This is a genomic window from Lacisediminihabitans sp., from assembly GCF_036569425.1.
In the GTDB taxonomy this organism is placed as follows: Bacteria; Actinomycetota; Actinomycetes; order Actinomycetales; family Microbacteriaceae; genus Lacisediminihabitans.
Window position 1 is genome coordinate 155,403 of sequence record NZ_DATCQQ010000020.1, and the last position, 26,169, is coordinate 181,571.

Here is a 26,169-nt window from a genome sequence, read left to right on the forward strand (position 1 = left end):
TCCATTTTCGGACCTCCCTAAGTCTGTTGTTTAGTAACCCCCGGGTCACCAGTTGTTAAGCCGGCGCCTTCGTGAGTCCCTACTATATAACCGGAATGACACTCTTGTCATTCCACAACATCTAGTGTTTTCGGCGTGTCGGGATGTTTTTTTCCAGCCTACGATTCACCCCAGACATTTGCCGGATCCGGCGCCGAATCCGAGGCTCGACGGTACTCGTTTCGACCGCCATTTCTGGGCCATTCCGTTACCAATTCGAGACTTTTCGCGGCCTCTCCGCTACTCTTGCCGGATGTCATCCATCGTTGCGAAGCTCGGGGCCATCGCGGTCGCCGGTGCGCTCATCGCAACGACGGCGATCCCGGCCTATGCGAGCCTTGATGCGCCGGTCGCGCCGCGGCAGCAGGCTCCGGCCGTGCAGTCGTTCGCGGTCGACGCGACCGTCGCCATCACGGCGCCCGCCCGGGACGGATACGCCGTGACGATGCCGAGACCGGTCGCGCCCGTCGCCCCGGCGTCCGCGCCGGCGAAGATCAACCGCTACACGGGGGTCGCCCCGCCGGCCCAGGGCTACAGCGGCGCCGCGTTGATCCAGTACGCCGCGCAGTTCGTGGGCCTCGTGCCCTACGGATCGGGCAACAGCCCGACCACCAGCTTCTCCTGCGACGGTTACACCCAGTACGTCTTCGCCGGGTTCGGCATCAGCCTGCCGCGCGGAGCGGACCACCAGGCCAGGCTCGGGGTGCGGGTCGACCAGGCGAGCGCGGTCGCCGGGGACCTCGTCTACTGGCCGGGTCAGCACATCGGCATCTACGACGGGGCAGGCGGCATGTACAACTCGCCCGTCTGGGGCCGTTACGTCGAGCACGCGTCCAAGCTCTGGGGCAGCCCGCTCTTCATCCGCCTGCAGGTCTGACGCCCGGCAGTCTCACGGTTGCCGACTCACGGTGACTGCGCCCTCGCCGGGAGCGCGGCGGTTCAGCGGGGGCTCTTCGGCTTCTACATGGGCGTGTCATTCGCGCCCAATCGCAAGGGGATGCCGATCGTGCCGAAGGCACTCACGCTCGACTTCCTGCGCCGCCAGGTGCTCATGAGCCGCAACGTGCGCGGCAACCGGGTGCTCGACGTGGCCATGAGCGGCCTCAACTACCGGGTCGAGCATCACCTGTTCCCCTCCATACCCCGGCCGCACCTTCGGCGGGCCGCCCCGCTCATCGCCGAATACTGCAGGGAGCGCGGGGTGCCGTACACCCAGACCGGCCTCTGGGAGTCGTACGGCATCGTCCTGCGCTACATCAACCGCGTGGGTCTTGGCGAGCGCGACGTGTTCGCCTGCCCGCTCGGGGCCGAGCGCGCCTCGATCTGACCCCTCCGGCCGACCCAGACGGGCCGTCGGGACTCACCAGATTCGCCGGTAGCGCGCCCGCCCATCCGCATCGTTTCCGACCCGGGTCGGAATCCGGCCGTAGCCGTCCGCGGCCGTGCGCACGAGCGTCGCAACGATCGCCCAGACGATCGACGCGACGACGACCGCGGCCATGATGATCAACAACAGCATTGTGCCCACCTCCTCTCCTTTTACGTTCCGGTTTCGAGAATGCCCCTGAGCACCGCGCCGCACCATCCGGAGAATGCCGTATTTCCCGCGGCGCCCGCCGTACGCGCCTAAGACGGGTAAACGGCTTAGGCCGAACGGAACCGACCGCGCCCGAAGTAGTGCATCCGCCCCATGCGGCAGACCCCCCTTAGCGAGGAGTGTCGGAGTCACGCAGAGAACGGAGCACACCATGTTGGTCAACGAGTACGCGTTTGAGCACCTGTCCCTGGCCTACGAGCGACAGCTCGCCCAGGAGATGGAGTGGCTACGGGTTCGGGAGGAGCGACGTGCCGAGGAGCGCGCCGCTGCGCCGTCGCCCGCCTGCCCCGGGCAGTCGATCGTCGGCTGGTTTGGCGCGGGCTGGCTCAGCGCGGTCTGGTCCGGCGCGGTCGGCCACCGCGCACGCTCCTGATGACCGTGGCGGGCGGCGGAGTTGTCGGCGGCACGGTCATGGGCGTCAGCGTTCCCGGCGTCACGGGCATCCGCGACAGTGTTCTCGGCGTCGGGGGCTCGTGGCACGATGGGAGCATGCGGTCGGGAAAGACGAGCGGCTCCCTCATCGGACGGGAGGGCGACCTCGACGCGCTGGTAAACGCCCTGCACGAGTCCGCGTCCGGAGACACCCGCACTGTGGTGATCGGCGGCGAGGCCGGCATCGGCAAGTCACGCCTCATCGATGAATTCGCCAGGAGCGTTCCCGCCGCAACCGTCGTGGTCAAGGGCCAGTGCGTGGATCTGGACCGGGATGCGCCGCCATACGCCCCGGTGACCGGCGCCCTTCGAGCGCTCTCCGCCACGATCGGTGCCGAGGCGCTTCTCGACGCGGCGGGCCCGTCGCGCGGCGCCCTCCTGCTTCTGCTGCCCGAACTGGGCGCCCAGGTCGCCGCAACCGCCGACCGGGTCGGCGAGACCACGGGCCGCGGCGGCGCGGAGTTCCTCTACGACGGAGTGGCGGTTGCGCTCGAGAACGTGTCGCGAGAGCACCACCTCGTGATCGTGATCGAAGATCTGCACTGGGCCGACCAGGCAACCCTGAGCCTGGTGCGATTCCTTGTGCGGGTGGTCGAACACGGCCGCATCCTCTTCGTGCTCAGCTACCGCAGCGACGACCTCACCCGCGGGCATCCGCTGCGCTCCTGGCTTCCGGAGCTCGACCGCACCCCGCGTGTGAGCCGGCGCGACCTCTCGCGCCTCACGAAACGGCAGGTGCGCCAGCTCGTCGGGGAGATTCTCGGCTCCGCGCCCCTCGCCCACGACGTGGATGTCGTGTTCGAACGCACAGACGGGGTGCCCTTCCTCGTCGAGGAGCTCGTCGACTTCGACGGCTACGAGAACACGGACTGCTTCCCAGACACGCTGCGCGAGATCCTGCTCGCACGGTACGACACTCTCAGCGAACCGACCCAGAAGATCCTGCGGCTGATGGCCGCCGGCGGCTCGCGCGTCGACCACACCCTGCTCCTCGCCGTGTACGAGGGAGACGCCGACGACATCGATCGTGCGGCGCGCGAGGCCGTGCTCGGCAACGTGATCGTGATCGACGACACGTCATACGCCTTCCGGCACGCCCTCGTGCGGGACGCGATCCACGAGGAGCTGCTGCCCGGCGAACGAGTGCGCCACCACTCGCAATACGCGCGCGCCCTCGAGGCGGGGCTGAGCACCGAGTGCATCCCGGCCACCGAGATCTCCTATCACTGGATGGCCGCGCACGACATGAAGTGCGCGTTCGGGGCGTCGCTTACGGCGATGGCTCAGGCCCACAAGGCCTTCGCCTACGACACCGCGTCCCGCATGGGGGAACGCGCTCTCGAACTCTGGGACCAGGTGCCGGATGCCGAGGCCGTGGCCGGCCGCAGCCGCGTCGCGCTTCTCGCGGACACCGCCCACGACCTGCGCAACGCCGGGGAGAGCGACCGGGCCATCGCCCTCGTGGACGAGGCGCTCGCCGACTCGCCGACCGACGACGTGGAACGAATCGCCCGGCTGCTGCAGGACAAGGCGTCCTACCTCGCCAATGTCGGCCGCACCGGATCGGTGGAGCTGCTGCGCCGGGCGCTCGCCGTGCTCCAGGGGGAGCCGCCGAGCGTGCTGCGCGCCACCGTACTCGGGGAGCTCTCGGCGCGACTCATGCTCGACGCCCGATTCGACGAGGCCGTGCAGATCGCCGATGAGGCCTTCGACGAGGCCAGTGAAGTCGGTTCTCGTGCACGGATGTCGGTATCGGCCAACATCCGGGGCATGTCCCTCGTCGCGCGCGGCGAGATCGACCGCGGCCTGGCCGACCTCGAGCGGGCCGGGGAGCTCGCCGTGGGAGACGACTCCGCCCGCCTGCGCTACTTCGTGAACATGTCGGAGGCGATGAACGTGCTCGGCCGCTTCGACGACGCCATCCGCATCTCGCTCGAAGGGTTCGAGGGGGCACGGCGCCGGGGGGTGGAGCGAACGTCCGGCGCGATGCTCATTTCGAACACGATCGAACCGCTGTTCGCCAAGGGCGAGTTGAAGCGCGCGGACGAATTGCTCGAGCGCGCGCTCGAGCTCGATCCCCCGATCGGTTTCAGCGCCCGCCTGCAGCGGCTCAAACTCTGGTCGACGCTCTGGGGCGGCGATATCGGCGCTGCCGAGGCACTGTTGCGCGGCTGGCGCGCGCCGCTCAGCCTTCAGCTGCAAATCGACGCCCAGTCGCGGCTGGGCCTCGCGCGGGTGGCCGGGGAGATCGCCCTCGCCGTCGGCAACCTCCCCTGGGCCTGGCTGGAGGTGCGCGGAGTGCTGTCCGCCGACGACCGCCGCTTTGCCGCGTACGATCTGCCACTCCTGGCCGTCGCCGCCCGCACCCTCGCGAGTTCTGTCTCCTCCGGCACGTCGATCGCCACCGAGGACGGCGAGACGGACCCGGCGCGGATCGAGGCACGCCTTCGCACGGTGCTCGACCGGTCGGCCAGCTGGCCGACCGCCGCCGCCTACCTCGCCGTCTTCGATGCCGAGCTCGGCGGCGCCGGGCATACTGGCACGGATGCCGGCCTCTGGCGAGCCGCCGTTAAGGCGAGCCGCTCGCCCCTAGCGCAGTCCCACTTGTTGCCGTATTCCGCCCTCCGGCTCGCGGAGGTGCTCGCGAGCGACGGCGATCGGTCGGCGGCGCTGGAGCAGGCGGAGGAGGCTCGCCGCCGGGCGACCGAGATCGGCGCCGGGTTGATCGTGGCCAGGGTCGCGGAGCTGGAACGGCGCGCCGGCGTCCCCGCGGCAGCCGGCTCGGCGAGCGCCGTCACCCCGGTCCCGGTACACGACAACCGGCGGCTGCTCACCGAGCGCGAACGGCAGGTCCTCGATCTCGTCGAGCAGGGCCAGTCCAACCGCCAGGTGGCCCAGCAGCTGTTCATCAGCGCGAAGACCGCGAGCGTGCACGTCTCGAGCATCCTGCGCAAGCTCGGCGCGACCTCGCGCACCGAGGCCGTGTTCCTCGCCCACCAGGGCGCCGCGGCCGAACTGACGCCCGCCGCGCGCTGAACCCGGTCAGAAGGCGGCGACGTCTCCCGGCCGGCCGGAGATGCGCTTGGGCGCCTCGCGGTCGCGGTCGCGGTCGCGGTCGCGGTCGCGGCGAGCGTAGACGAGCGCCCGCTCGCTCGACGGGGCCAGGATGAGCAGCTCGTCGAGCGAGAGTCCCTGCAGGGTGGTCTGCAGGGTGGTCTGCAGGGTGGTCTGCAGGGTGATGCCCGGACCTCCCGTGGCGAGGCTCAGCGACTGGATCGCGATGGATGCGGCGTCAGGGGGATCGTGGCTCAGACCCCGGCGGCGGTGACCACGAAGTCGGTGGCGAATCCGGCGAACAGGCCGATCAGCATCCCCACGTACAGGCTGTAGCCGAGGCCGAACCTCCTGGCGACTCCGAGCAGCTGAACGATCACGTACAGGATCGATCCACTCGCGAGAGCCAGGAACACCATCGAGACGACATCATTGACGAACACGCTTCCCAGTAGCGTGCCGACCACCGTCGGAGCTCCACCGATCACACCGAGGATTGCCAGCTGGCCCCAGGACGGCCGAACGCCCTGACCGGCGAGCGGCGCGGTGATGCCGAACCCCTCGGTCGCATTGTGCAGGCCGAACCCGATCACCAGCACGACGGCGAGGCTGATCTGACCGTTCGCGGCCGACTGCCCAATCGCGAGGCCCTCGGAGAAGTTGTGCAGGCCGATGCCCACGGCGATCAGGAAGGCGAGCCTGCTGGGCGCCTCACCGAGCCGCAGGATTCCCGGGGCACTGCCCGAGACCGCCGCCAGGCTGCCGGCCTCGGCCCGGCGTGCCACCCAACGGTCGTACGCCACGAGGCTCAGGAGGCCGACGGCGACCGACGCGAAGAAGACCAGCACGAGGCCGATCGAGGGCAGCCAGGATGCCGACGTGCCTGCCGTGGCATCCGCAAGCACCGCGTCGATGGGTTCGAGCGCGTGGGAGAACACGTCCCAGAGCAGGAACACGAGCACGCCGATGGTGATCGCGTTCAGGAGCGACATGAGACGCAGGGACTTCGATCGAAGCCGACCGATGGGCAGGCCGAGGAAGATCGTGAAACCGGCGATCGCCCCGAGAATCAGGAAGTTTACGAGGCTCATGGTCTGCGTGCTCTTTCGACGCCAGCCCAATCGGCTGGATTAGGCGAGCCTAACCATACTCGGGGCCAGAAGGCAAAACTCGCGGCCACGTCGCCGCGCGGGCCAGTCTTCGGGGCTTCTGGGGTCGCCTCTCTCGGCGAGCCGGGAGCGCAGGCCGTTCGCACTACGCTTGACATTTCCGGGTTGTGACTGTTCAATCAGTTACATGCCAACCACCACCCACGCCGAGACGAAGTCGCGTTCGACCGCCGAGGCCCAGCGCTCGAAGATCGTCTCCCGCGCCGTGCGAGTGTTCGCGCACGCCGGCTACCACGCGACCCCGGTAGCGCAGGTCGCGGAGGCCGCCGGGGTCTCGCCCGCCTACGTCTTCCGGCTGTTCCCGGGCAAGCTCGCCCTCTTCGTGGCCGCCGTCCAGCACTGCTACGAGCGCGTACGCGTGGGACTGGTCGCCAGCGCGGAGGCCACTGACGGCACCACCCCCGAGGAGATCCTCGCGGCGATGTCCGACGCGTATGTGGACCTCATCCGGGATCGCGACCTCATCATGCTGCAGGTGCACGCCCAGAGCGCGTGCGACGTTCCCGAGATCCGCGCCGCCGTGCAGCGCGGGCTCGCGGAACTCGTGACGGCCGTGACGGATGCCTCGGGAGCCGACGCCCCGAGCGTGCAGCGTTTCATCGCCTACGGCCAGCTCTGCCACCTGATCGTGCAGGCGGACCTCGCCTCGATCGACGAGACCTGGGCGCACACGCTCAGCGACGGCATCCAGCACCCGGACGAGGCATCGATCCCCGCCGATCCGGGCCCGACCCGGGGCTGATCCGGGGCTGATCCGGCCCTCATCCCGCGCGGGAGGGCCCGCCCTTTCGCAGGCGTTCGAAAGTGACTGTTCAGTCAGTCACCTGCAAATTCACCCATCCATCCATCGAAAGGCAAGAAAATGAGCAGCTCAACACCCACCGCGATCACCGCCGTCGAAGTCGTTCTGCCGGGGCTGGTGGAGCCCGACGGACTCCGCGTCGAGAGCCGCCTGCTCCCCGCACCCGAAGCGGGCGAGTTGCTCGTCGCCGTGGAGGCGACCGGCATCTCCTTCGCCGAGCAAGCGATGCGCCGCGGCCGCTACTTCGGCCAGCCGGCGTTCCCCTTCGTGCCGGGCTACGACCTCGTCGGCGCCGTGCTCGAGGTGGGTCCCGGCGGCGACCCGGCCCTGCCCGGCACTCGGGTGGCCACCATCACGAAGACCGGCGGCTGGGCCAGCCACGCGATCGTCGCCGCCCGCGACAGCATCCCGGTGCCACCCGGCATAGACCCGGCCGAGGCGGAGACCGTGGTGGTGAATGGACTCACCGCGTGGCAGATGCTGCACCGCACCGCGGGGGTGAAGGCCGGGCAGACGATCCTGCTGCACGGAGCCAATGGCGGCGTGGGTGGCATCCTGATCCAGCTCGCCCAACTCGCCGGAGTGCGCGTCATCGGCACCGCATCGCCGCGCCACCACGACGCCCTCCGCGCCGCGGGTGTCGAGCCGGTCGACTACAACGATCCGCGGATCGTCGAGCGGGTTCTGGAGCTCGCGCCGGGAGGAGTGGATGCGGCCTTCGACAACGTGGGCGGAGCCATGATGTATGCGTCATATCGCATGCTCGCTCCCACCGGCGTCCTGGTCTGCTACGCCATTGCCTCCGAGCTGAACAATGCCGGCGGCATGGTCATGCCGTTCGTGAAGGCGCTCGCCCAGGTCGCCCTGTGGAACGTGCTGCCGAACCGGCGCAGCGCCGCCTTCTACGACCTCTGGGCGGGGCACCGCCTTCGCCCGGCGCGCTTTCGCGCCCACCTGGTGGAGGACCTCGGTCGCGTCTTCGCGCTCCTCGGCGACGGCACCATCACCGCCAACATCGCCGCGCGATTCCCTCTCGCCGAGGCGAGCGCCGCGCTCACCCTCGCCGAGTCGCGCACGGTACGCGGCAAGGTCATCCTGATTCCGTGACCGGAGCACCCGTTCGGGAGCATTCCCGGTTTGCACCGACCACCCCTCCTGGACGGGCATGCACCGGGGCCGCCAGCGGTGAGCTGTCGGTGGTCTACCTGACCGCGTCGGCGCCGGAGGACTCCGAAGGTCGCCGGAGGTCTCCGGAGCGACCACCACCGCGACGGCCGGGGTGTCCCTGGGCATCGGATCGGTCACCCTGCTCTCGGGCTCACTCCCGCGAAGCGCCGGAAGCGTTGCGAGAAGATAGTGCGGATCGTCACAGCCGACCTCCCTGGCGATGCTGGAGACCGGTCGGTTGGTGAGATCGAGCAGCTGGTTCGCCACCGACATGCGCTCGCGTTCGTAGCGCTGTGGGCTGATCCCGAGTTGTTCGGCGGGGTCGGCGTTCAGCGGCGGCGCGGTGCGAGGCATAAGGCTCGCATGTGCCGGCCTTCGTGCCGTTGCGGCGCACCTCCCGGCTGATCGTCGATGGCGACCGGTGAAGCACCTGGGCAATGGAACGGATTGAGGATCCCGTTCATGTGAAAGCAGCCGGCCCTGCGGGATTCGAATCTAGCCTGCGCATCCAACGAGGGCCACACCCCCAACCAAGACCCTTCCCAAGTGACTGACTGTTGGCGTATCGTCGAACCGGTTCGATATAGTGACGTAGACGAATCGTTTCACCCAATGCAAAGGAGCACAAGTGAAGAAGAAACACCTCATCGCCGGCCTCGCCGCCGGCGCCCTACTGGCGGCGGCCACCCTCTCGGGAGCCGGAACCGCCTCGGCAGCAGACACCACGCTCGTGGTCGATGCGAGCTCGGTTCTGCGCACAGTCACGCACGTGGCATCCGGTGGACTGTACGCGTTGGCGACCGCCACCACACCGACTGCGGCGCAGCTGCCACCGCTCGGCCTCAACCAGCTGACCCAGCCAGCGCCCGGGGTCCAGCAGCTGGGCAACGGCGCCACGACCCCGACGGGCGACGCCCTGAAGGTCGCGCCGCTCGCGATTGGAGCCGGAGCGCAAGAGTACGTGCGCATGCCAGACATCTACCCGGACTTCCCATACAAGTGGGTGAGCTGGACCGACTGGCTTGGCAAAGTCAGCACCATGGTGAACGCCCGCCTCGCGGCGACCACCACGACCAACATCAATGGCTGGGAGCTCTGGAACGAGCCCGACTGGACCTGGGACACGACCAACGCGGGCAGCTACGACGCGGGATGGACGCGCACGTTCAACGCCGTGCGCGCGATCGATACCGTGACGCCCATCGTTGGCCCGAGCACGTCGGTCTACAACGCGACGCTTATGCGAAACTTCCTGACCGACGCCAAGGCCGCGGGAACACTGCCCAACGTCATCAGTTGGCACGAGCTCGGCAGCAGCTGGACCAGCATCCAGACGAATGTGACGGCCTATCGCGCGCTGGAATCCTCACTCGGCATCGGCCCGCTTCCGATTTCGATCAACGAGTACGCGCCGACCAACTATGTCGATGTGCCCAGCGCATCCCTGCACTGGATCGCGAACTTCGAGCGGTCGGGGGTGCATGACGCCGAGCGCGCCTACTGGTACGAGTCAGGCACGGTCAATGGCCTGCTGTACAACAACATGCCGACCGGCACCTACTGGATGTACAAGTGGTACGGCGATATGGCCGGCAACATGGTCACCGTCACCCCCGCTGGCTACCAGGACGGCATCGCGTCCTACGACTCGACGCGGCAGATCGTCAACGTCGTGTTCGGTGGCCAGGCCGGCAACAACGCGGTGACGGTCAAGGGGCTCGGCAGCTTCGGCACGAGTGCGAAGGTCACACTCAACTACACGCCGGACTCTGGCCGCATGACCAACGTGACCGCGCCAACCGTGGTGAGCACCGCGACCTACACGATCACGAATGGTGCCATCACGGTGCCGATCACGAGCGAGGACTACCTGGGTGCGTACCAGCTCGTCGTCACCCCGGCTGCTGGCCCGACCACGAGCTACCAGCAGGTCTATGAGGCAGAGAACGCGACGGTCGTCAACGCCAATCGGCTGTTGTCGACGAGCGCATCGCAGGGTGGCTATGTCGGCCAGATCGATGGAACGGGCGACGCGCGCACCGACAGCTTCGTCGACTTCCGCGTGAACGTTCCCACCGCGGGCACGTACACGATGAAGGTGCGCTACGCGAACGGCGGGACCGCGGCATCCACCCAGGGCCTCGCCTACAACGGCAGCGCGTGGAGCACGATCTCGTACCCGGTCACGGGCAGCTGGGGCGTGTTCAGCGCGACCAATGTGGTCTCGAAGACGCTGACCCTCAAGGCCGGCTACAACGTGATCCGGCTCGCGAAGGGCTCGCCCGGATTCGCTGGCGGTACGGGCTACGCCGAGATCGACTCGATCACGGTCTCGTAGCGGGATACAAATGAAGGGGGAACCTCGAGGTTCCCGCCCCTTCTTCGCGCTCTATTGCTGCTGGACGGGTAGCCACACCCGCATGGTCGACGGTCCCCGATTTGCCCAGGTGAAGTACGGGATCAGCTCGACGCCGTCGTGATCTGCTGCACCGCTCGTCTCCTCAAGCGCGTACGGCCAAGCCGACTTGGGGACTGTGGCGCCGATGATCGAGACCCTGGCTCCGTGCTCGGTAGCCGTGATGGGAGCCGACGCGTCGAGGCGTGCATCCGACACGACGCGCCCGCCCGCGAGATCGTTCGATTCGAGCGCGATGACGAGAGGTCCACGCTCGATCGCGACCGTTGCACTGCGGCGTACGGCCAGACTCTGCCGCCGATGACCCCGTGATGGCGAATAACGGTGGCGCCCTGCGCAGCCGATTGAACCGCGTCGAGCACGGCCGTCTTTCCGATTCCGACCGGACCGGATATGACGATTCCGCCGATGCCGGAGCGCGGCGGCAGGTGCTTCGATATGGTCTGGATCTCGGAGTCGCGACCGACCAGCCCAGTCACCTGAGCCGCACCTTCGAAGAACGCATGGCGTTGTGTCGATACCACCAATTACGACAACTGATGCGCTGCTCAAGTCCCTGCACGCGATTCTCCTTCGGGGATGAAGTCAGGATTAACGCGTGTGGCGCGACGGATAGGGCGTAAACCTGTACCCAGACAAGACCGATCTTCCTAGTCAAAGAGACACCACGTCAACACGATCATGACGTCGATCTTTGAAGCTGAAATCGGATCAGCAAATTCAGAGGGAATCGTTGCCGACGGATGCCTCGGCACCGCGTGCGCTCCGCCGTCTACGGACCATTGTTGCCAGAAGCGCCAGCACGCCAAGACCAAGCAGCACTGCGCCCGTCATGACGGTAGCCGTGGCGTTCGCTCCGGTGAATGCGAGCGCGGTCACGTCGCTTTCGGTTAAAGCCAGCGTCGGGAGCTGCTCGGTCGTCGGGGGCTGCTCGGTCGTCGACACCGTCACGCTCCCGTCAGAGCCACTTGACGTGCTTCCTGTCGTGGTCGTTGTGGCGCCATCCGTCGGCGTCACGGTAGGAGTTGCAGGGTTCGCGGGGGGCGCGGTGACGGTAGGCGTCACGGTGTCCGTCGGCGTCGTGGGGGGCGCGGGGGGCGCGGTGACGGTAGGCGTCACGGTGTCCGTCGGCGTCGTGGTCACGGTGGAGCCGGTCAGGCAGGCAACGGTGGCGTTGAACGCGTAGTGGTGGATTTCGCCGCCCGCGGTCGTCAACGTGTTGGCAGCCAACTGGCCCTCGAGCGGGCTCGACGCATCCAGGGTTACGGCGCTCGTGGGGGCGAGGATGCTCCCGCTGATCTTGTCGCCGTGGATGGTAATCGGGTCGGTGACGCCGCTGAGGTTCCAGAGCACATAGGGTGCGATCGTGTTCGGTGACGTCGCGGAGGTCGAGTTGGCTGCGGCGAAGCGCGGAATCGTGATGGTGTCCGGCGATCCTGTGATGTTGAAGATCACGGGGGTGTCGCTGCTCGGCTGGGCGCCGACGAAAACGATCTCGTTGAAGGCGAGGTCGGCGGCGGAGAGGCTGATGTAGTTGGTCACTCCGGCCACGAGGGCGATCGTGCGCTGACCCGCATCCGAACCGGGGGTCAACACCGTCTCGTGGGCTGCCGTGCAGGTGGCCAGGTTGCGCAGGCTGGCCCCGGTGGCGGTCAGCGTCGCAAATGCACCGCTGAATTCGCTCGCAAAGGCGCCGGTCGCCGCGACAGAAGATTGCGGCTCCGCGACGGTGTCGGTCACGTAGAGGGCCGGCTCCGTGCCCGCGGTGGTTCCCACGGCACTCGCCCACACACCCAAGCCCTGGTTACCGCGCGGGTTGAGAGCGAGATTGCTGGTGTCGCCGATCTTCAGGTAGCCCAGCTGATTCGCGCGAACGTATCCCCTGGAGCTCAGCTCCGAAACCCCGACGGACGCGGTGGTGTCGAATTGGCCTCCGATGAGGAGCCGTGTGGGATCTCCGCCGATCACGGGCAGGTCGTAGTTCGTCGGGGTCAGGCCGGAACTGTGGATGAAGCTGTAGTTCTTGGTCAGGGTCAGATCGCCGCCAACGGCGACCGATCCTTCGATTTCTTGATTGCCGAGGCTCGAATCGCCCTGAACGACGACGGTGAAGCCGGCGAGAGGCGAGAGGGGGTTCGCCGCGGCGCCCACCGCCGATGCGGAGAAAGGGTTCGCCAGGGCGAATACGCCGACGGCCGCAACGGCGGCAATGGGTATGACGGTTAAGCGAGCGCGGAATTTCACGGGTAGTACCTTTCGGGTGAGGGTTCACGCAATCCCGTTGGGTGAGGGGAATTGCGTCAGAAATGCGTTCCGAGGAGGTAGATCCCAGATCGCGCGGATCATGACGCGACTTGTGAAAGATTCTTTTCGAGCGAGGTCCGTCGACGGAATCCTCTGCCCGCACCGGCCCTACGGGGCGACCGTGAAGTGTGCGACGGCTTCGGCCGTCGACGCCCGACCGCCATCGACATACCGGAATCCGATGCTGTGGGAACCATCTGCCAGCCCCAACGCCACGAGTGAGGTGCTTCCCGCCCCGTCGAGTGTGACGACGTCGACACCGTTGAACGTGACCACGGCACCGTCGAGGGTAACCTGCAGCGTTGCCCCCGGCCATCCACCGACCGTGATCGGAATACTGGTTCCCGAGGTGAACAGTTGGTTTTCTGACGGCGATTGGATGGTCGATTGCATCGCGATCGGGCCGATGACGGTTGCCACGGACCGATTGCCGGCGGCATCCGCTTGATAGACGGTGAGCGTGGAAACCGTTGGGGAGAGCCCGGTCAATACCCCCGAGGCCCACGAGCCGGCGGAGTCCGCCGTGACCGTCGCCAACAATACCGACAGGTCGTCGTAGATCGTGACCGTTGCACCGGGTTCGGCGTGGCCGTTGATGGTGAACGGCAGGAGAGAGTAGTTGTCGATCGTGCCCAGGATCGTGGGCGCGATCGGCGCCACGGTATCGACGGTTATCGTCACGTCGATGGATGTCGAACTAGTCTTCGGCGCGATTCGTTGCGCCACCGAGAGCGTGTGAACGCCGTCGGGCAGTGGCACAGCAACGGACCAATGGCCGGATGAGTCCACCGTAGTCACGGCACTCACCGCGCCGCCCTCCGCGATAGACACCGTGGCGGCCGGAGTTCCTGTTCCCGAGATCACGGGCGAACCGCTGTTGGTCAGCAGGCCGGACGCCGGCGAGAGCACGATCGGCGCATCCGTCGCCACCGTCGGCGCCGTGACGGCCGTGGAAGGGGTCGTGACGGCTGTGGAAGGGGTCGTGACCTTCGTGGAAGGGCTCGTGACCTTCGTGCTGCGGCCCCCTGTGCCCTGCTGCGGCTGTGGCTGTGGCTGTGGCTGTGGCTGTGGCGGAGGCGGAGGATTCACGGGCGGGGTCGGCGTGGTGGTGGCTTGCGGTGCCGTGGTGGCGCTGTCGGAGGGGTGCGCATCCGGGGTGGCGGCAGCCGCCGGGTGGGCAACAGGCGCACTGTTCGACTGCCCCATCACCATCACGACGGCCGTGGACGCCAGTCCGACGACGATCGCCCCGGCGACGACCCCCGAGATGACCAGCGTGTTGCTCGTGCGCACTTTCGTCGCCCCGGACGTGTTGACGAATTGGCTCGGCTGCAGGGATGGCGACGCGGCGGCCTGGGTGTGTGCGGCGATCCTGAGCGACGCCAGAAGCCCCGCTCCGACGGTCACTCCGGCGATCAGCGGGAGCAGAACGAGCGCCAGATGGGAGCCAACACTGTCCAGTTCAGAGACGACGATCGGGCATTTGTTACAGCTCTCGAGATGACTCTCTACTCGCTCCCGATCCCGCCGGCCCAGCCGCTTCGCCACGAATTGGCCCAGATGCTCGATGGTCCACCGGCACTCCGGCGACGACGATTCGTCGTTCACATGTGCCTGAATCCAGGCGACGCGCAATCCGGCTCTCGCTCGGTAGGCGAGCGCCGCGGTCGCGTTGGCCGTCATCCCGAGAAACGGCGCGATCTCATGAGGGTCCATGCCCTCGACCTCGCTGTACCAGAGCACGGTTTGCCAACGCTCCGGAAGAGTCCGAAACGCCTGCAGACTGAGGGATCGGTCGAGCGCCGCCAGGGCCGGGTCGTCGAGGGTCTTCTCGTCCTCGAGCTCATCCATATTCTCGACATTGGAGTCCCGCGGCTTCTCGGCCCAGCGGCGAGCGACATTTCTGATCGTGGTGATGAGGTACGGGCGAAAACCGGAGACCGGACCGCCACCACGACTCATCGTGGAGAGGATCCGGGCGAATGCCTCAGAAACGACGTCGTCGGGATCGGCCGTCGCGGTGATGTTGCGGGCGACCGCTTTGCCCACCCCCGAGTGCCGACGCCACAGTTCGCCAAAGGCGTTCGTGTCGCCATTTCGGGCGCGCACAAGCAACTCGTCATCCGATTCGGTCGAAGCTGACGAGGCGGGAGCCCTCTTCGAGGTGTCGCTTTTCATACGGCTATGTTCGCTTTCCTCACTAGACGTATCCGCCCCGACCTGAATTATGACCTCAAACGGTCAAAATTCTTGCACCCGGTCTCGGGACAGCACCGAATCTCCAAGGCCAACGGCGAGCGCGCCACCCTCGCAACACGTGCAGCTCGTCGTATCGAATCGTCGGCGGTCGGGGTATCACCTGGTCACGTCCCGCTGAGTGGTGGAGCTTCTCAACCAACAAACAAGGTGTGACCACTTTGATGTCAGGCCCACGGGACAGCGGGGACGGCGACGCAACACTGCGGCGACGCGATCGAGAGGGACTCAACCCCTACGTCCGAGAACGGAAGGGGCGCTCGAAGAAAGCAACCGCCGCCCAAGTACAGCTCGCTAAGGAAAGGGCGCCGGCGGCGTGCGCTGGTTCATTGAGCTTGGGCTTCCGGAGCAGTGATCGGTAGGTGAGCGTCGTCGCGAGTGAAGAGCGGGATGCGCTCGATGGGAGCCGCGACAGTGTGGGACGTCCCACCGGAGTAGCGTTCGCCGGTCGCAACGTCGGTCCAGTCGGCGCCTGCAGGGAAGTAGACCGTGCGCTCACGCGCCCCCGCCTGCAGGACAGGAGCAACCAAGAGATCGGGACCCAGCAGGAACGCGTCGTCGACGAGCCATGCCTGATCATCGAGCGGGAATTCGAGTAAGACAGGTCGCATGATTGGCAGGCCTGTTTCGGCGGCGGTCCTAAATTGCGAGTGAAGGTAGGGCCGCAGTCTTTCCCGCAAGCGAATGTGCGCCTCTAAGATCGGCTCCACCTCGGGACCGTAGGCCCATATCTCATTGGGCCCGCCGGTGTGGCCCACGACGAACTCTCCTCGTGGTTCGCGATGACCATGCGCGCGGAAGATGGGGGAGAACGCGCCGTACTGGAACCACCGCACATACAGTTCGCGATAGTCGGGGTCGGTCGGGTCGCCGCCATTGAATCCGCCGATGTCGGTGGTCCACCACGGGATGCCTGACATGGCGACATTGAGCCCGGCGCGTACCTGGCGATTGAGCGTTTCCCAATTAGTGTGGATGTCTCCGGACCACAGGACCACGCCGTATCGTTGGCTGCCCGCCCATGCCGAGCGGGTGAGGATTATCCCGTCGCCTTCGGTGCCGTCTCGCTTCATGCCTTCAAAGAACGTGCGCGAGTGCTCGCGCGGGAACACGTTGATGACCTCATCGCCTGGGCCGGCCGTGAGACGCAGGTTGGGTACGTTCTCGCCAGAGATTTCTGGCTCGGAAGCGTCAAGCCACCAACCATTGATGCCGAGGCTTGCATAGCCCTCTCTTACCTGGTCCCAGACATACAGGCGCGCGTCTGGATCAGTCGGGTCGTAGAAGCTGACTCCCTGCATCCGACCCCCAAAGTCCCAGTCCGGGAACAGGTGATGCGTCGGCATTCCCAATTCGCTGCGTATCAGGTATCCGCGGTCGAGCATCTGGTCGAAGTGATCGCTGAATGGGTTCAGAGACGGCCAGACGGAGACGACGAGTTTGGTGCCGTAGGCGTTCAGTTCTTCCACCATCGCGGCGGGGTCCGGCCAGGCCTCGGGGTCGAAGCGGAAGTCGCCGAGATGAGTCCAATGGAAGTAGTCGGCCACAATAACGGAGAGAGGTAGCCCGCGACGGTGGTATTCGCGGGCGACCTGAAGAAGTTCTTCCTGGGTCTCGTATCGAAGCTTGGACTGCCAGTAGCCGCTGGCCCATTCGGGCAGCTCGGGCGAGTGGCCGGTGGCGTCGGCGTATGCCGACAAAATCTGGGCGGGCGAGTCGCCGGCGACGATCCAGTAGTCGATCAGGCGACTCGCGTCCGCAACCCAGCGCGTGCCGTTCGCCGCAAGTTCAAGGTGGCCCAGCGCGGGGTTGTTCCAGAGGAAACCGTAGCCCCGGGATGAGAGCATGAAGGGGATTGTGACGGCCCCATTCCACTGGTGTAGTTCGGTCACAGTGTGCTTGTTGTCGAACGAACCGTGCGGGTGCTGGCCAAGGCCGAACAGCTTTTCATCTGTGTATGCGGTGAACCGTTGGTCGATCCGATATCGACCTCCACCGAGCGGACTAAACCGGCGAGCTGTTCCTGGCGGATAGCTGCCTTCAGCTTCCGAAAGCAATTCGGTGCCGTCTGGGCGGCGGAACGCGAGACGGGGACCGCTCCATCCCTCTTGTATGTCGACGACAAGGCCAGCGTTACGGAATACCAAACCACCAGAGGCGGATTCGGTGATCTCGACTCCGGATGCTGGCGGCGCTACTTCCTCAAGCAGCGCGGAAGGGGGCGTCTGAGGCTCGCGGCCAAGATGAACGCGAACTCTGACCGCGTTTGCTCCCCAGGCTTCGAGCCGAAGAGTTTGGTCACGCCAGCGCAGCACAACATGTGAGGGCCCTTGGGCAACGATGACCATTGTCGATCCTTTCGGCGACGACTTTCCGAGTGGAGCGACTGTAACGATACATCCTTTGTCCGGCACGGCAACACAGTGTGCTGCCCCCCTGAAAAAACATGTAACGATTAACACGCTCAAGCCGGATATCGAGCCGATCGTCAACGGTGATGTTGTCTATCGCCACACGTTGGCGATCGTTCCTTGGATCGATACAGGAAGAGTGGCCGTCACGGACGCGCCATAACAAATACCCTGCACCAGGACCCAAGGAAGGCAGCAATGACGCTCCTCAAGAAACCCGCCCGACACGTGTGGCGTACGGTCGCAGTAGCGGCCTCGGCCGTTACTGCGATGGTCGCCATGGCCGGCTATGCCGGTGGCGGTGGTTCCGCCGACGGAACGCGGGGGTACCGCCGCGGTGGGACCGTTCAGTACCGACTGGCCCATGTTCATGACCGTCAGCGTCATCGCCCTCGTACCCGTCGTGATCTTCTTCATTGCTCTGCAGAAGCACATCGTAAGCGGGCTCGTCGGAGGAAGCATCAAGGGATGACGATCGAGCACAATTCATCACTTGCCCAGACGCCACCGATGAGCTGTAACAGCTGGGACTGCTTCGGCAGCAGCGTGACCGAAGCCGAAGTGATCGACAACGCCGAGTTCGTGGCGGAGCATCTTCTCGAATACGGCTGGGACACTGTCGTCGTCGACATCCAGTGGTACGAACCTCGCGCCGGAATTTCGGACTACAACCCGATCGCAAATCCCGAGCTGGACGCATGGGGCGGGCCCGTTGTCGTTCGCGAGGTGACCGTGCTGACGCGCGGAAGCCGAGCTGGCGCGGGCGTGAGAGAGGCCAGGATTCCGGCATGAAGTTCGCGCCACTGAGTAGCGTCCGCCTCGACGGTGGCGCATTCCGGCGTGCGCAAGACCTCAATGCGCGGTATCTGCTGGCGATGGATCCGGAGCGACTTCTCGCTCCGTTTCGCCATGAGGCTGGGCTTGAGCGGCGAGCCGAGAACTACGGCAACTGGGAGAGTATCGGCCTCGACGGGCACACCGGCGGTCACTACCTTTCCGCAGTGTCGCTCATGTGGGTGTCAACGGGTCGAAAAGAGTTCCGGACTCTCGCGCAACGCATGGTCACGGGCCTTGCGGAGTGCCAGCAAGCCAACGAGTCAGGATACGTTGGCGGTGTTCTCAACTCTGCTGAACTGTGGGCGGAGGTGGCTACGGGAGACATCCGGCCTGAGATCTTCACAATCGAGAACCGCTGGGTGCCCTGGTACAACCTGCACAAAACGTTCGCGGGGCTCATTGACGCTTACACGTATGCGCAGATCCCCGAAGCCCTCGACGTTGCCGTGCACCTGGGCGACTGGTGGATCGGAATTGCTCAAGGGCTCGACGATGAAGCCTTCGAGGCGATGCTCTCCGTTGAGTTCGGCGGCATGAACGAGACCTTCGCACTGCTTGCCCAACTCACGGGACGGGATGACTTTCTCGCGATGGCACGGCGCTTCACGCATCGGCTGATCTTTGAGCCACTCGCGGTGCGTAAAGACCGTCTCGCCGGCCTGCACGCCAATACGCAGATCCCCAAGGCTATCGGCTACCAGCGAGTCGCCGACGCGTCCGGCGAAGATGAGTTCGCGATTGCCGCCTCATTCTTCTGGTCGACGGTTGTCGACCACCACTCGGTCGCAATCGGCGGGAACAGCGTGCGGGAGCATTTCCATTCGCCCGATGATTTCTCCCCGATGCTCCGCGATCGAGAGGGACCGGAGTCATGTAACACCTACAACATGGTTCGACTTGCGGGCCTTCTCTTCGAATCGACCGGTGACCCGCAGTATGTCGAGTTTGTGGAGCGCGCCCTTTTCAACCACGTGCTCTCCGCCCAGCATCCCAAACACGGCGGACTCGTGTACTTCACCTCGCAGCGGCCCGGCCACTACCGGCTCTACTCATCTCCAGAGCAGCACTTTTGGTGCTGCGTCGGCACGGGGATCGAGGCGAACGCCAGACACGGTGCAATGGCATACGCGATAGAGGGCGATGCTCTCGCGGTCGAACTTTTTATAGATTCGACGGTCGAGTGGCCAGCCATCGGTGGGCGCGTCCACCAGTCAACGACATTCCCGTATGAATCGAGCACGCGGCTGCGATTCGAGTTGGATGCGCCGCGGCGTGCTCGTCTGTTGCTGCGGGTTCCATCATGGCTGGCCGAAGCTCCTGCAGCGACCGTCAACAGGGAGCCGGTCGCTACAGCCATGAACAACAGTCGCGTTGAGATCGACCGTGAGTGGCGTGACGGCGACGAAGTCGAATATCGGCTCCCGATGAAGCCGCACCTTGAACTACTACCGGACGGCTCCGGTTGGGGGGCCGTCATGTTCGGCCCGATCGTGTTGGCGTCTGCCGTGGCGGGGGACGTGCTCGACGGATTTGTCGCCGACAGCGGGCGGGTGGGGCACATTGCCCGTTGGCCACTGCAGCCCGTGGCGAACCTCCCGATCATCTCCGGTGAAGCGGCGCTGGCCATCGACCTCGTCGATGCCCAAACCCTGACATTCGTCCTGCAGAGTGACCACGGTCCGATCACGCTGCTGCCCTTCAGCGACCTACACGACACTCGCTACCAGTTGTACTGGCCGCTCGATGAAGGTGGGCCTGGCGAGCGCCGCGAATTGCTTCGTGCCGAGGACGCCCGGGCACTCACTCTCGACGCGCAGACCATCGACGTCGCGACGTTCGGTGAACAACAGCCGGAGGCCGACCACTCGTTCCGCGGGGCGAGCAGCGAGCACGGCCGGGACGATGGACTCTCGTGGCGACGATCGTCGACACTCATGCAGATCGAGCTGAGCGACTGGCTGATGCTGAGGGCGAGGCTCCGGCTCGAACTCCTACCCGAGCGAGACGCGCACTATGCCGTGACTGTAGACGGACGGGTCGTGTCAACGATTGATCGACGGGGTGTCGAATCCGGCAGTCTGCCCGAGGTCATTGAGGTCGCGCTAGCGGACAGGCCCGATAAAGACCGAACGATAATTGGCTTCCGACCTTGGGCTGGCTTCCCAACCGATCGCCTTCACGAAATACGCATTCTGCGTGAATAATCCCTCTCTCGGGGCGTGTCGGCGATCACGTAAGTCGTGCGGCAGAGCCACAGCTACTGTCTAGCCCAGCGCGTTGATTCGCGGTAAGTCCGTCAGGTCAAACCCCTCAGAAACCTCACACCCAAAGACTCAGGCCGGAGTTCGATCGATTTCGCTTCCGGCCTCGCTAGTCGAACTATTGCAGCGCCGAGCACCGGACAACCGGAGTTCACTCGTCTTTCCGACGGTTTTGGGAGACATTCGGGATCCCAGGAATACCTCTCGCGATTGGGCAGATGCAAGGGACCGCCTTGGACTCCCTGGCGTGACGACCCACAGTTTTCGCAAGACGGTTGCGACACTGTTGGATCAGGCTGGACTCACGGCGAGGGAAATAACCGAGTACCTGGGCCATGAGAATCCGAGCCTTACGCAGGACGTTTACATGGCCAAGAACACCGGAGGAATCAGAGCGGCGGCGGCAATAAATGACGTGCTCGCCACTGGACCTACCGCGACCAGCATTTGAAAGTGCGGGGTTTATGCGGGGTTAGCACCCAAGCTGAGCTGTTCACACTCAAAAATCCCAGTAAGACATTGACAAGTTGTAGCGAGGGCGGGACTCGAACCCGCGACACCACGATTATGAGCCGTGTGCTCTAACCACCTGAGCTACCCCGCCGGGACGCCTCCCGATGACGGGCTGCGAGAGCCCCCTGTGGGAATCGGACCCACTACCTCTTCCTTACCAAGGAAGTGCTCTACCAATGAGCTAAGGGGGCAAAACTGGCAGCCGAGTCACCCCGAAGCCGTTTTGGCACCGTTCGAGAATAGCACCCGCGAGGGCGCCGCCCGCACGCGGTCATTCGAGGGCGAGCACTGCCCCCGGCTCGGCGAAGTCCGGCAGGGCGATGCCGGGCAGGGCGAAGGCTCCGAACGTCGGCCCCGAGCCGCTCAGCGTCCATCCGTGCGACAACCGCACCGCACCCACCTCGCCGAACAGGGTCACCGGGTTGCCGGCGAACGCGTGGGGGTCGAGGGTCACCGAGAAGTCGCCTCGAGCGGCGACGACGAGCACGCTCTCCTCGATGGATTCGCGCACGAACACGAGCACGTCCGCCCCGGCGTGGAGCCAGCGGATGCCGCCGGTGTTCAGAGCCGGGTGCGCAGTGCGCAGGTGGATGAGCCGCGAGTACAGGTCGATGATCGGCTCTGCGGCGCCCACGGAGTCCCACGGGATGGGGGTGCGCGAGTGTTCGCCGTCTGAGCCGGTGAGGCCGAACTCGTCTCCGGCGAAGACCACGGGGATGCCCGGCAGCGTCACGGCGAGCCCGAACGCCACGGGCACCGTGCCCGGCCGGGCGTGGGTGAGGAACCGCGGGGTGTCGTGGGTGTCGAGCGCATTCATGTTGTGGAGGCGCACCCGCCAGGGGAACGCCGCAGTGAACCGAACGTGGGCGGCGTACACCTCCTCTCCGCTGTACGACGGGATGGTGCCGAGCGCCATCCCGATTCCGCCAGGAGCCGGCCTGCCCGATTCCGACAGCCAGCCCCACACCGGCCGGGTGAAGTTGGCGTAGGTCATCGCCCCGTGCCAGGCGTCGCCCGGAAAGTCGCTCGCCGCATCGTTCGTTGACTCGCCGAGCAGGATCGTGTCTGGATTGGCCTCCACCATCGTGCGGCGGGCGGTGCGGCGCACCACCTCGTTGAGGTCCTCGTCGAGGTAGCGCCCCGTCATGTTGGAGACGTCGATGCGCCACCCGTCGAGGCTGTACGGCGGCTTCAGCCACTTCGCGACAACCGATCCCTCGCCGTCGATGAAGCGGCGGCGCAACTCGTCGGAGTTCCAGTTGAACTTGGGCAGGCTCGGCACGCCGAGCCACGACACGTAGCGCTCCTGGGCCTGGTCGAGCCAGTAGTAGAACTCGCTCTCCGGGGCGCCGGGGGTGCGGTGGGATGCGCGGAACCACTCGTGCGCGTCGCCGCTGTGGTTGGAGGTGAGGTCGCCGATCACGCGCAGCCCGCGCTCATGGGCCGCGGCGACGAGCGCCGCGAGGGCCTCGTCCCCGCCGAGCAGCGGGTCGACCCGGGCGAAGGACTGCGCGTCGTAGCGGTGGTTCGACTGGGCCGGGAACACCGGGGTGAGATAGATCAGGTTCACGCCGAGCCGCACCAGATGGTCGAGGTGCTCGGCGATGCCGGCGAGGTCTCCGCCGTAGAACTGGCGCGCGGTACCCGGCCCTACGTTGACGACCTCGTCCGACCACGCGGCGGGCACCGCCCACTCGGGTGGCTGGCGGGCATCCGCCGCGGCCGAGCGGGCGAACCGGTCGGGGAAGATCTGGTACATCACCGCATTGGCGGCCCATTCGGGCGCCGCCGGGTAGGCGACGATGCGGAAGTCCTCGGAGTCGAGCGTCTCGATGCGGTGCAACCCTGTCGCGTTGAGCCAGACGTTGCTGCCGTCGGCGAGGCTCAGCAGGAATCGGTAGCCGTGCACCGGATTCTCGACCTGGAGCTCCGCCTCCCACCACTCCCAGCCATCGACGTTGGCGACGGGCGTGGCCACCGCATATCGCGGCTCGCGGTCGGGGTTGGACCTCGTGTGCACGGCGAGCACCGGCCCGAAGGACTCCGGCACCCGCACCCGCACCCGCACCGTGTCACCGAGCGCTGGCGCCGGCGTGGAAACGTAGAGCGCCGATCCGTCATGATGGGGCGTCAGGGCGAAGTGGGACGACATTTCTCGAGAATACTGCCCAGTGACACGGCGTGTGTCCTACTTCTCCTACTTCACCGATCCGGCAGTCAGCCCGCCCACGATGTACTTCTGCAGCGCGAGGAACACCGCCATCACCGGGATCGCCGCGAGGACTGCCCCGGCCGCGAAAATGCTCCAGTTGTTGGAGAACGCCTGCGAGACGAACGAGTAGAGGCCGACGGCGAGAGTCTGCGTGTTGGGGTCGGTGAGCACGATGCTCGCGATCACGTACTCGCCGGTCGTGGCGATGAACGAGAGCAGGCCGACCACCGCGAGGATGGGCGCGACGAGCCGCAGGATGATCGTAAAGAAGATCTGCACATGGCTCGCGCCATCCAATTTCGCCGCCTCGTCGATCGACACGGGCACCGTGCTGAAGAACCCGTACATCAGGTACGTGTTGACGCCGAGCGCGCCGCCGAGGTAGGCGAGGATCAGGCCGAGCTGGCTGCCGAGGCCGAGGATGGGGAACACGTCGGAGATGGCGGACAGCAGCAGGAAGATCGCCACGACAGCGAGGTACTGGGGGAACATCTGGATCAGCATGAGGGAGAGCAGCCCGGCACGGCGCCCACGGAAACGCATTCTCGAGAAGGCATACGCCGCCAGCGCCCCCAGGAACACCGTGCAGACCGAGGTGACCGCGCCGATGACGATGGTGTTGAGAAACCACAGGGCGAACGGCTGGTCGGGGTTGGTGAACAGCTTCACGTAGTTCTGCAGGTCGATCCTGGTGAAGAGCGCGTTCGAGCCGACGAGGGAGCCGCCGGGGTTGAACGAGGCGCTGAGCACGTAGAGCAGCGGGAACACGGCGAAGATCACCATGACCACGGCCACGAGGTGGCGCCAGCCCGTGTCGCGAAACCAGCGTCCGAAGTTGAACGGACGCTTGACCGGCGTCGCGGGAGCCCGCGACGCCCTCACGAGTTCCGGCGTGGTGATGCTGGGGTCGATGACAACCATCTCAGTTGATCTCCTCGAGTGCCTTGGTGCGTCTGAACGCGATGATCGAGACCATCGCGACGAGCAGGAAGATGAGAATCGACAGGGCGCTCGCGAGCCCGTAGTCGCGCGCACCGCCCTGCCCGAAGGCCACCTTGTAGACCATGGTGATCAGCAGGTCGGTCGATCCGATGTCGAATGTCGTGTCCGTGAAGCGGGGCCACCCCCTCGTGAGCATGTAGATCACGTTGAAGTTGTTGAAGTTGAACGCGAACGACGCAATGAGCAGAGGCGCGACCGACACCAGCAGCAGCGGGAGCTTGATCGACCGGAACGCCCGCCACGGGCTCGCCCCGTCCACCCGGGCCGCCTCGTCGAGTTCCTCCGGCAGCGACTGCAGGGCGCCCGTGCAGACCAGGAACATGTACGGGTAGCCCAGCCAGAGGTTGACCAGGATCACGCTGAACCGCGCGAGCCAGGGGTCGGTCAGCCACGGGATGTCCGCCCCGCCGAAGATCACCTGGTTGACGAATCCGAATTGGGGGTTCAGCAGGCCGGCCCACACCAGCCCGGAGAGGAAGGCGGGGAACGCGTACGGCAGGATCACCAGCACCCGGTAGAACTTCTTGCCCCTGAGGGTCGGATGGTTGAGCACGATCGCGAGGAAGAGACCGAGCGCGAAGGTGGCCAGCACCGACAGGATCGCGAAGGCGAAGGTCCAGACGATCACCCGCCAGAGCGGTCCGCTGATCTGTTCGTTGGTGAACGCCTTCACGAAGTTTGCGATGCCCACATCGACCTTCCAGCCGGGGCTGAGCGTCTTCGAGCCGTCGGCGGTGGCGAAGGATCCCTTGCCGGAGTTGACGTAGACCACCCCGTCGGCGTCGGTGAAGGTGTCCGCCTTCGCGTCATAGGTGAGGTTGGACCGGTAGACATAGGCCGCGTTGGCATCGTCGGTTCGCAGCGCCCCGGCGCTCGGGTCGTCGGAGAGCGGCACCCGCACCGCGGTGATGGCGGCCTGGTTGGCGAGGATCTGGGAGAGGTTGAGGGTCGTGTAGCCGTCGAGCCCCACCGCCTTGCCGGTCGAATCGAGCTTCGCGTCGGGTGCCGGCCTGAGCGGCTGGTCGGCCGAGCCGATTGTGACCTCGCCTTTCGGGTCGGTCAGGAGGAAGGAGTAAGTGCCTCCGCTCTCGAGCACACTGAGCTGGTAGGCGGGCGAATCGGCCACCCGCTTCTCGGCGACCTGGATGATGCTGTTGACGGCATCCTCTTTGGTGCTGTTGTGGCCGTCGCTGTAGTTCGTGAAGGCGATGTAGCCGCTGAACAGCACTACGAAGACCTGGAAGACCACCAGGAAGATCACGCCGGGAGTGAGGTACTTGGCCGGCAGCCGCTTGCCCCTGCCAAGGTAGATCCAGTTGATCAGTCCGGTGATGAGCACCGTGACCACCACGGCCACCCACTGGTGCAGGCCGACGAGGATGAAGACCGCGTAGACCGCGAGCGCGTCGAGGATTCCGAGCAGGGCGATCTTCACGAGCAGGGCAGCCATCTCGCTCCTCGGGCGATCCGCACCCGGGGTGCTTGACGTCCTGCGCGACTTCGGCTCGAGCGTCACCGCTCGGCCCTTTCCCTCTGCGGCCATGGTGTGGGGTACTCCTCGGTGCTGCGATAACCGGCGGCTCGAATGCTGCGCGGAACGGTTGAGCCGATACGGCTCGTGAGACTGGGGTTCGAAAGACGTGAGGGGCGCCGAGATCGGCTGCCGCCGGGGCCCGGGCTCGGGACCGGTGCGTACG

The 26,169-nt window shown here is 65.9% G+C and carries 20 protein-coding genes, 2 tRNA genes and 2 pseudogenes; 11 read left to right on the forward strand and 13 right to left on the reverse strand.

Going from position 1 to position 26,169, the window contains the following annotated elements; translation table 11 throughout:
• Window positions 1-292 precede the first annotated feature (292 nt).
• Window positions 293-916: a C40 family peptidase gene (locus VIM54_RS03945; protein ID WP_331899326.1), complete on the forward strand. Its 624-nt coding sequence runs from the start codon at window positions 293-295 to the stop codon at window positions 914-916.
• Window positions 917-973: 57 nt separating this feature from the next.
• A pseudogene (locus VIM54_RS03950) lies at window positions 974-1,366 on the forward strand (fatty acid desaturase); the annotation flags it as partial.
• Between the two features lie 33 nt (window positions 1,367-1,399).
• Here the strand turns inward: VIM54_RS03950 and VIM54_RS03955 are convergent.
• A complete protein-coding gene (locus VIM54_RS03955; RefSeq protein WP_331899328.1) occupies window positions 1,400-1,558 on the reverse strand; it encodes a hypothetical protein in 159 nt (52 codons plus the stop codon).
• 229 nt (window positions 1,559-1,787) lie between these two features.
• On the opposite strand from VIM54_RS03955, the gene VIM54_RS03960 reads away from it, so the two are divergent.
• Both VIM54_RS03960 and VIM54_RS03965 read left to right on the forward strand, forming a co-directional pair.
• Window positions 1,788-2,009: a hypothetical protein gene (locus VIM54_RS03960; RefSeq protein WP_331899330.1), complete on the forward strand. Its 222-nt coding sequence runs from the start codon at window positions 1,788-1,790 to the stop codon at window positions 2,007-2,009.
• On the forward strand, window positions 2,009-5,104 hold the full coding sequence (locus VIM54_RS03965) for a helix-turn-helix transcriptional regulator (RefSeq protein ID WP_331899331.1): 3,096 nt from the start codon (window positions 2,009-2,011) through the stop codon (window positions 5,102-5,104). The genes VIM54_RS03960 and VIM54_RS03965 overlap by 1 nt, the downstream gene beginning before the upstream one ends.
• Window positions 5,105-5,376: 272 nt before the next feature.
• Here the strand turns inward: VIM54_RS03965 and VIM54_RS03970 are convergent, their stop codons facing one another.
• On the reverse strand, window positions 5,377-6,213 hold the full coding sequence (locus VIM54_RS03970; protein ID WP_331899332.1) for a ZIP family metal transporter: 837 nt from the start codon (window positions 6,211-6,213) through the stop codon (window positions 5,377-5,379).
• Window positions 6,214-6,418: 205 nt separating this feature from the next.
• On the opposite strand from VIM54_RS03970, the gene VIM54_RS03975 reads away from it, so the two are divergent.
• Both VIM54_RS03975 and VIM54_RS03980 read left to right on the forward strand, forming a co-directional pair.
• The gene (locus VIM54_RS03975; protein WP_331899333.1) at window positions 6,419-7,033 is read left to right on the forward strand and encodes a TetR/AcrR family transcriptional regulator; all 615 of its coding nucleotides are present in this window, start codon (window positions 6,419-6,421) and stop codon (window positions 7,031-7,033) included.
• A 120-nt stretch (window positions 7,034-7,153) separates the two neighbouring features.
• On the forward strand, window positions 7,154-8,200 hold the full coding sequence (locus tag VIM54_RS03980; RefSeq protein WP_331899334.1) for a medium chain dehydrogenase/reductase family protein: 1,047 nt from the start codon (window positions 7,154-7,156) through the stop codon (window positions 8,198-8,200).
• A gap of 259 nt (window positions 8,201-8,459) precedes the next feature.
• Here the strand turns inward: VIM54_RS03980 and VIM54_RS15855 are convergent, their stop codons facing one another.
• Window positions 8,460-8,708 (reverse strand): helix-turn-helix domain-containing protein, encoded by a 249-nt coding sequence (locus tag VIM54_RS15855; RefSeq protein WP_349257502.1) that lies wholly within the window; start codon window positions 8,706-8,708, stop codon window positions 8,460-8,462.
• A 180-nt stretch (window positions 8,709-8,888) separates the two neighbouring features.
• Between VIM54_RS15855 and VIM54_RS03985 the strand changes: the two genes are divergently transcribed.
• Window positions 8,889-10,598 carry a CBM35 domain-containing protein gene (locus VIM54_RS03985; protein WP_331899335.1) on the forward strand — a complete coding sequence of 570 codons (1,710 nt, stop codon included), beginning with the start codon at window positions 8,889-8,891 and terminating at the stop codon, window positions 10,596-10,598.
• A gap of 51 nt (window positions 10,599-10,649) precedes the next feature.
• On the opposite strand, the gene VIM54_RS03990 is transcribed toward VIM54_RS03985, so the two are convergent.
• The 5 genes and pseudogenes from VIM54_RS03990 to VIM54_RS04005 all read right to left on the reverse strand — a co-directional run bounded on the left by VIM54_RS03990 (window position 10,650) and on the right by VIM54_RS04005 (window position 17,584).
• Window positions 10,650-11,069 (reverse strand): hypothetical protein, encoded by a 420-nt coding sequence (locus VIM54_RS03990; RefSeq protein WP_414673165.1) that lies wholly within the window; start codon window positions 11,067-11,069, stop codon window positions 10,650-10,652.
• Window positions 10,967-11,200: pseudogene (locus VIM54_RS15890) on the reverse strand (ATP-binding protein); the annotation flags it as partial. The pseudogene VIM54_RS15890 and the gene VIM54_RS03990, both read right to left, overlap by 103 nt.
• 196 nt (window positions 11,201-11,396) lie before the next feature.
• Window positions 11,397-12,920 carry a collagen-binding domain-containing protein gene (locus VIM54_RS03995; protein ID WP_331899339.1) on the reverse strand — a complete coding sequence of 508 codons (1,524 nt, stop codon included), beginning with the start codon at window positions 12,918-12,920 and terminating at the stop codon, window positions 11,397-11,399.
• 168 nt (window positions 12,921-13,088) lie between these two features.
• On the reverse strand, window positions 13,089-15,158 hold the full coding sequence (locus VIM54_RS04000) for a sigma-70 family RNA polymerase sigma factor (RefSeq protein ID WP_331899341.1): 2,070 nt from the start codon (window positions 15,156-15,158) through the stop codon (window positions 13,089-13,091).
• A 404-nt stretch (window positions 15,159-15,562) separates the two neighbouring features.
• The gene (locus VIM54_RS04005; RefSeq protein ID WP_331899343.1) at window positions 15,563-17,584 is read right to left on the reverse strand and encodes a glycoside hydrolase family 31 protein; all 2,022 of its coding nucleotides are present in this window, start codon (window positions 17,582-17,584) and stop codon (window positions 15,563-15,565) included.
• Between VIM54_RS04005 and VIM54_RS04010 the strand changes: the two genes are divergently transcribed.
• The 4 genes from VIM54_RS04010 (at window position 17,577) to VIM54_RS15900 (ending at window position 21,196) form a co-directional block, all read left to right on the forward strand.
• Window positions 17,577-17,810 carry a hypothetical protein gene (locus VIM54_RS04010; RefSeq protein WP_331899345.1) on the forward strand — a complete coding sequence of 78 codons (234 nt, stop codon included), beginning with the start codon at window positions 17,577-17,579 and terminating at the stop codon, window positions 17,808-17,810. The genes VIM54_RS04005 and VIM54_RS04010 overlap by 8 nt on opposite strands.
• 305 nt (window positions 17,811-18,115) lie before the next feature.
• Window positions 18,116-18,439, forward strand: a complete 324-nt coding sequence (locus VIM54_RS15895) for a hypothetical protein (protein WP_414673162.1) — start codon at window positions 18,116-18,118, stop codon at window positions 18,437-18,439.
• Window positions 18,436-20,688 carry a beta-L-arabinofuranosidase domain-containing protein gene (locus tag VIM54_RS04020; RefSeq protein ID WP_331899347.1) on the forward strand — a complete coding sequence of 751 codons (2,253 nt, stop codon included), beginning with the start codon at window positions 18,436-18,438 and terminating at the stop codon, window positions 20,686-20,688. The genes VIM54_RS15895 and VIM54_RS04020 overlap by 4 nt, the downstream gene beginning before the upstream one ends.
• Window positions 20,689-20,761: 73 nt before the next feature.
• The gene (locus VIM54_RS15900; protein WP_414673163.1) at window positions 20,762-21,196 is read left to right on the forward strand and encodes a tyrosine-type recombinase/integrase; all 435 of its coding nucleotides are present in this window, start codon (window positions 20,762-20,764) and stop codon (window positions 21,194-21,196) included.
• Window positions 21,197-21,275: 79 nt separating this feature from the next.
• On the opposite strand, the gene VIM54_RS04025 is transcribed toward VIM54_RS15900, so the two are convergent.
• From VIM54_RS04025 to VIM54_RS04045, 5 genes are all read right to left on the reverse strand, one after another.
• Window positions 21,276-21,349, reverse strand: a tRNA-Met gene (locus tag VIM54_RS04025).
• Window positions 21,350-21,377: 28 nt separating this feature from the next.
• A tRNA-Thr gene (locus VIM54_RS04030) sits at window positions 21,378-21,449 on the reverse strand.
• An 80-nt stretch (window positions 21,450-21,529) separates the two neighbouring features.
• Window positions 21,530-23,410, reverse strand: coding sequence for a glycoside hydrolase family 13 protein (locus VIM54_RS04035; RefSeq protein WP_331899349.1), 1,881 nt, complete (start codon window positions 23,408-23,410; stop codon window positions 21,530-21,532).
• 45 nt (window positions 23,411-23,455) lie between these two features.
• Window positions 23,456-24,391: a sugar ABC transporter permease gene (locus tag VIM54_RS04040; RefSeq protein ID WP_331899350.1), complete on the reverse strand. Its 936-nt coding sequence runs from the start codon at window positions 24,389-24,391 to the stop codon at window positions 23,456-23,458.
• 1 nt (window position 24,392) lies between these two features.
• Entirely contained in the window at window positions 24,393-25,922 is a 1,530-nt protein-coding gene (locus tag VIM54_RS04045) for an ABC transporter permease subunit (RefSeq protein WP_331899351.1), read from the reverse strand.
• Window positions 25,923-26,169: the final 247 nt, after the last annotated feature.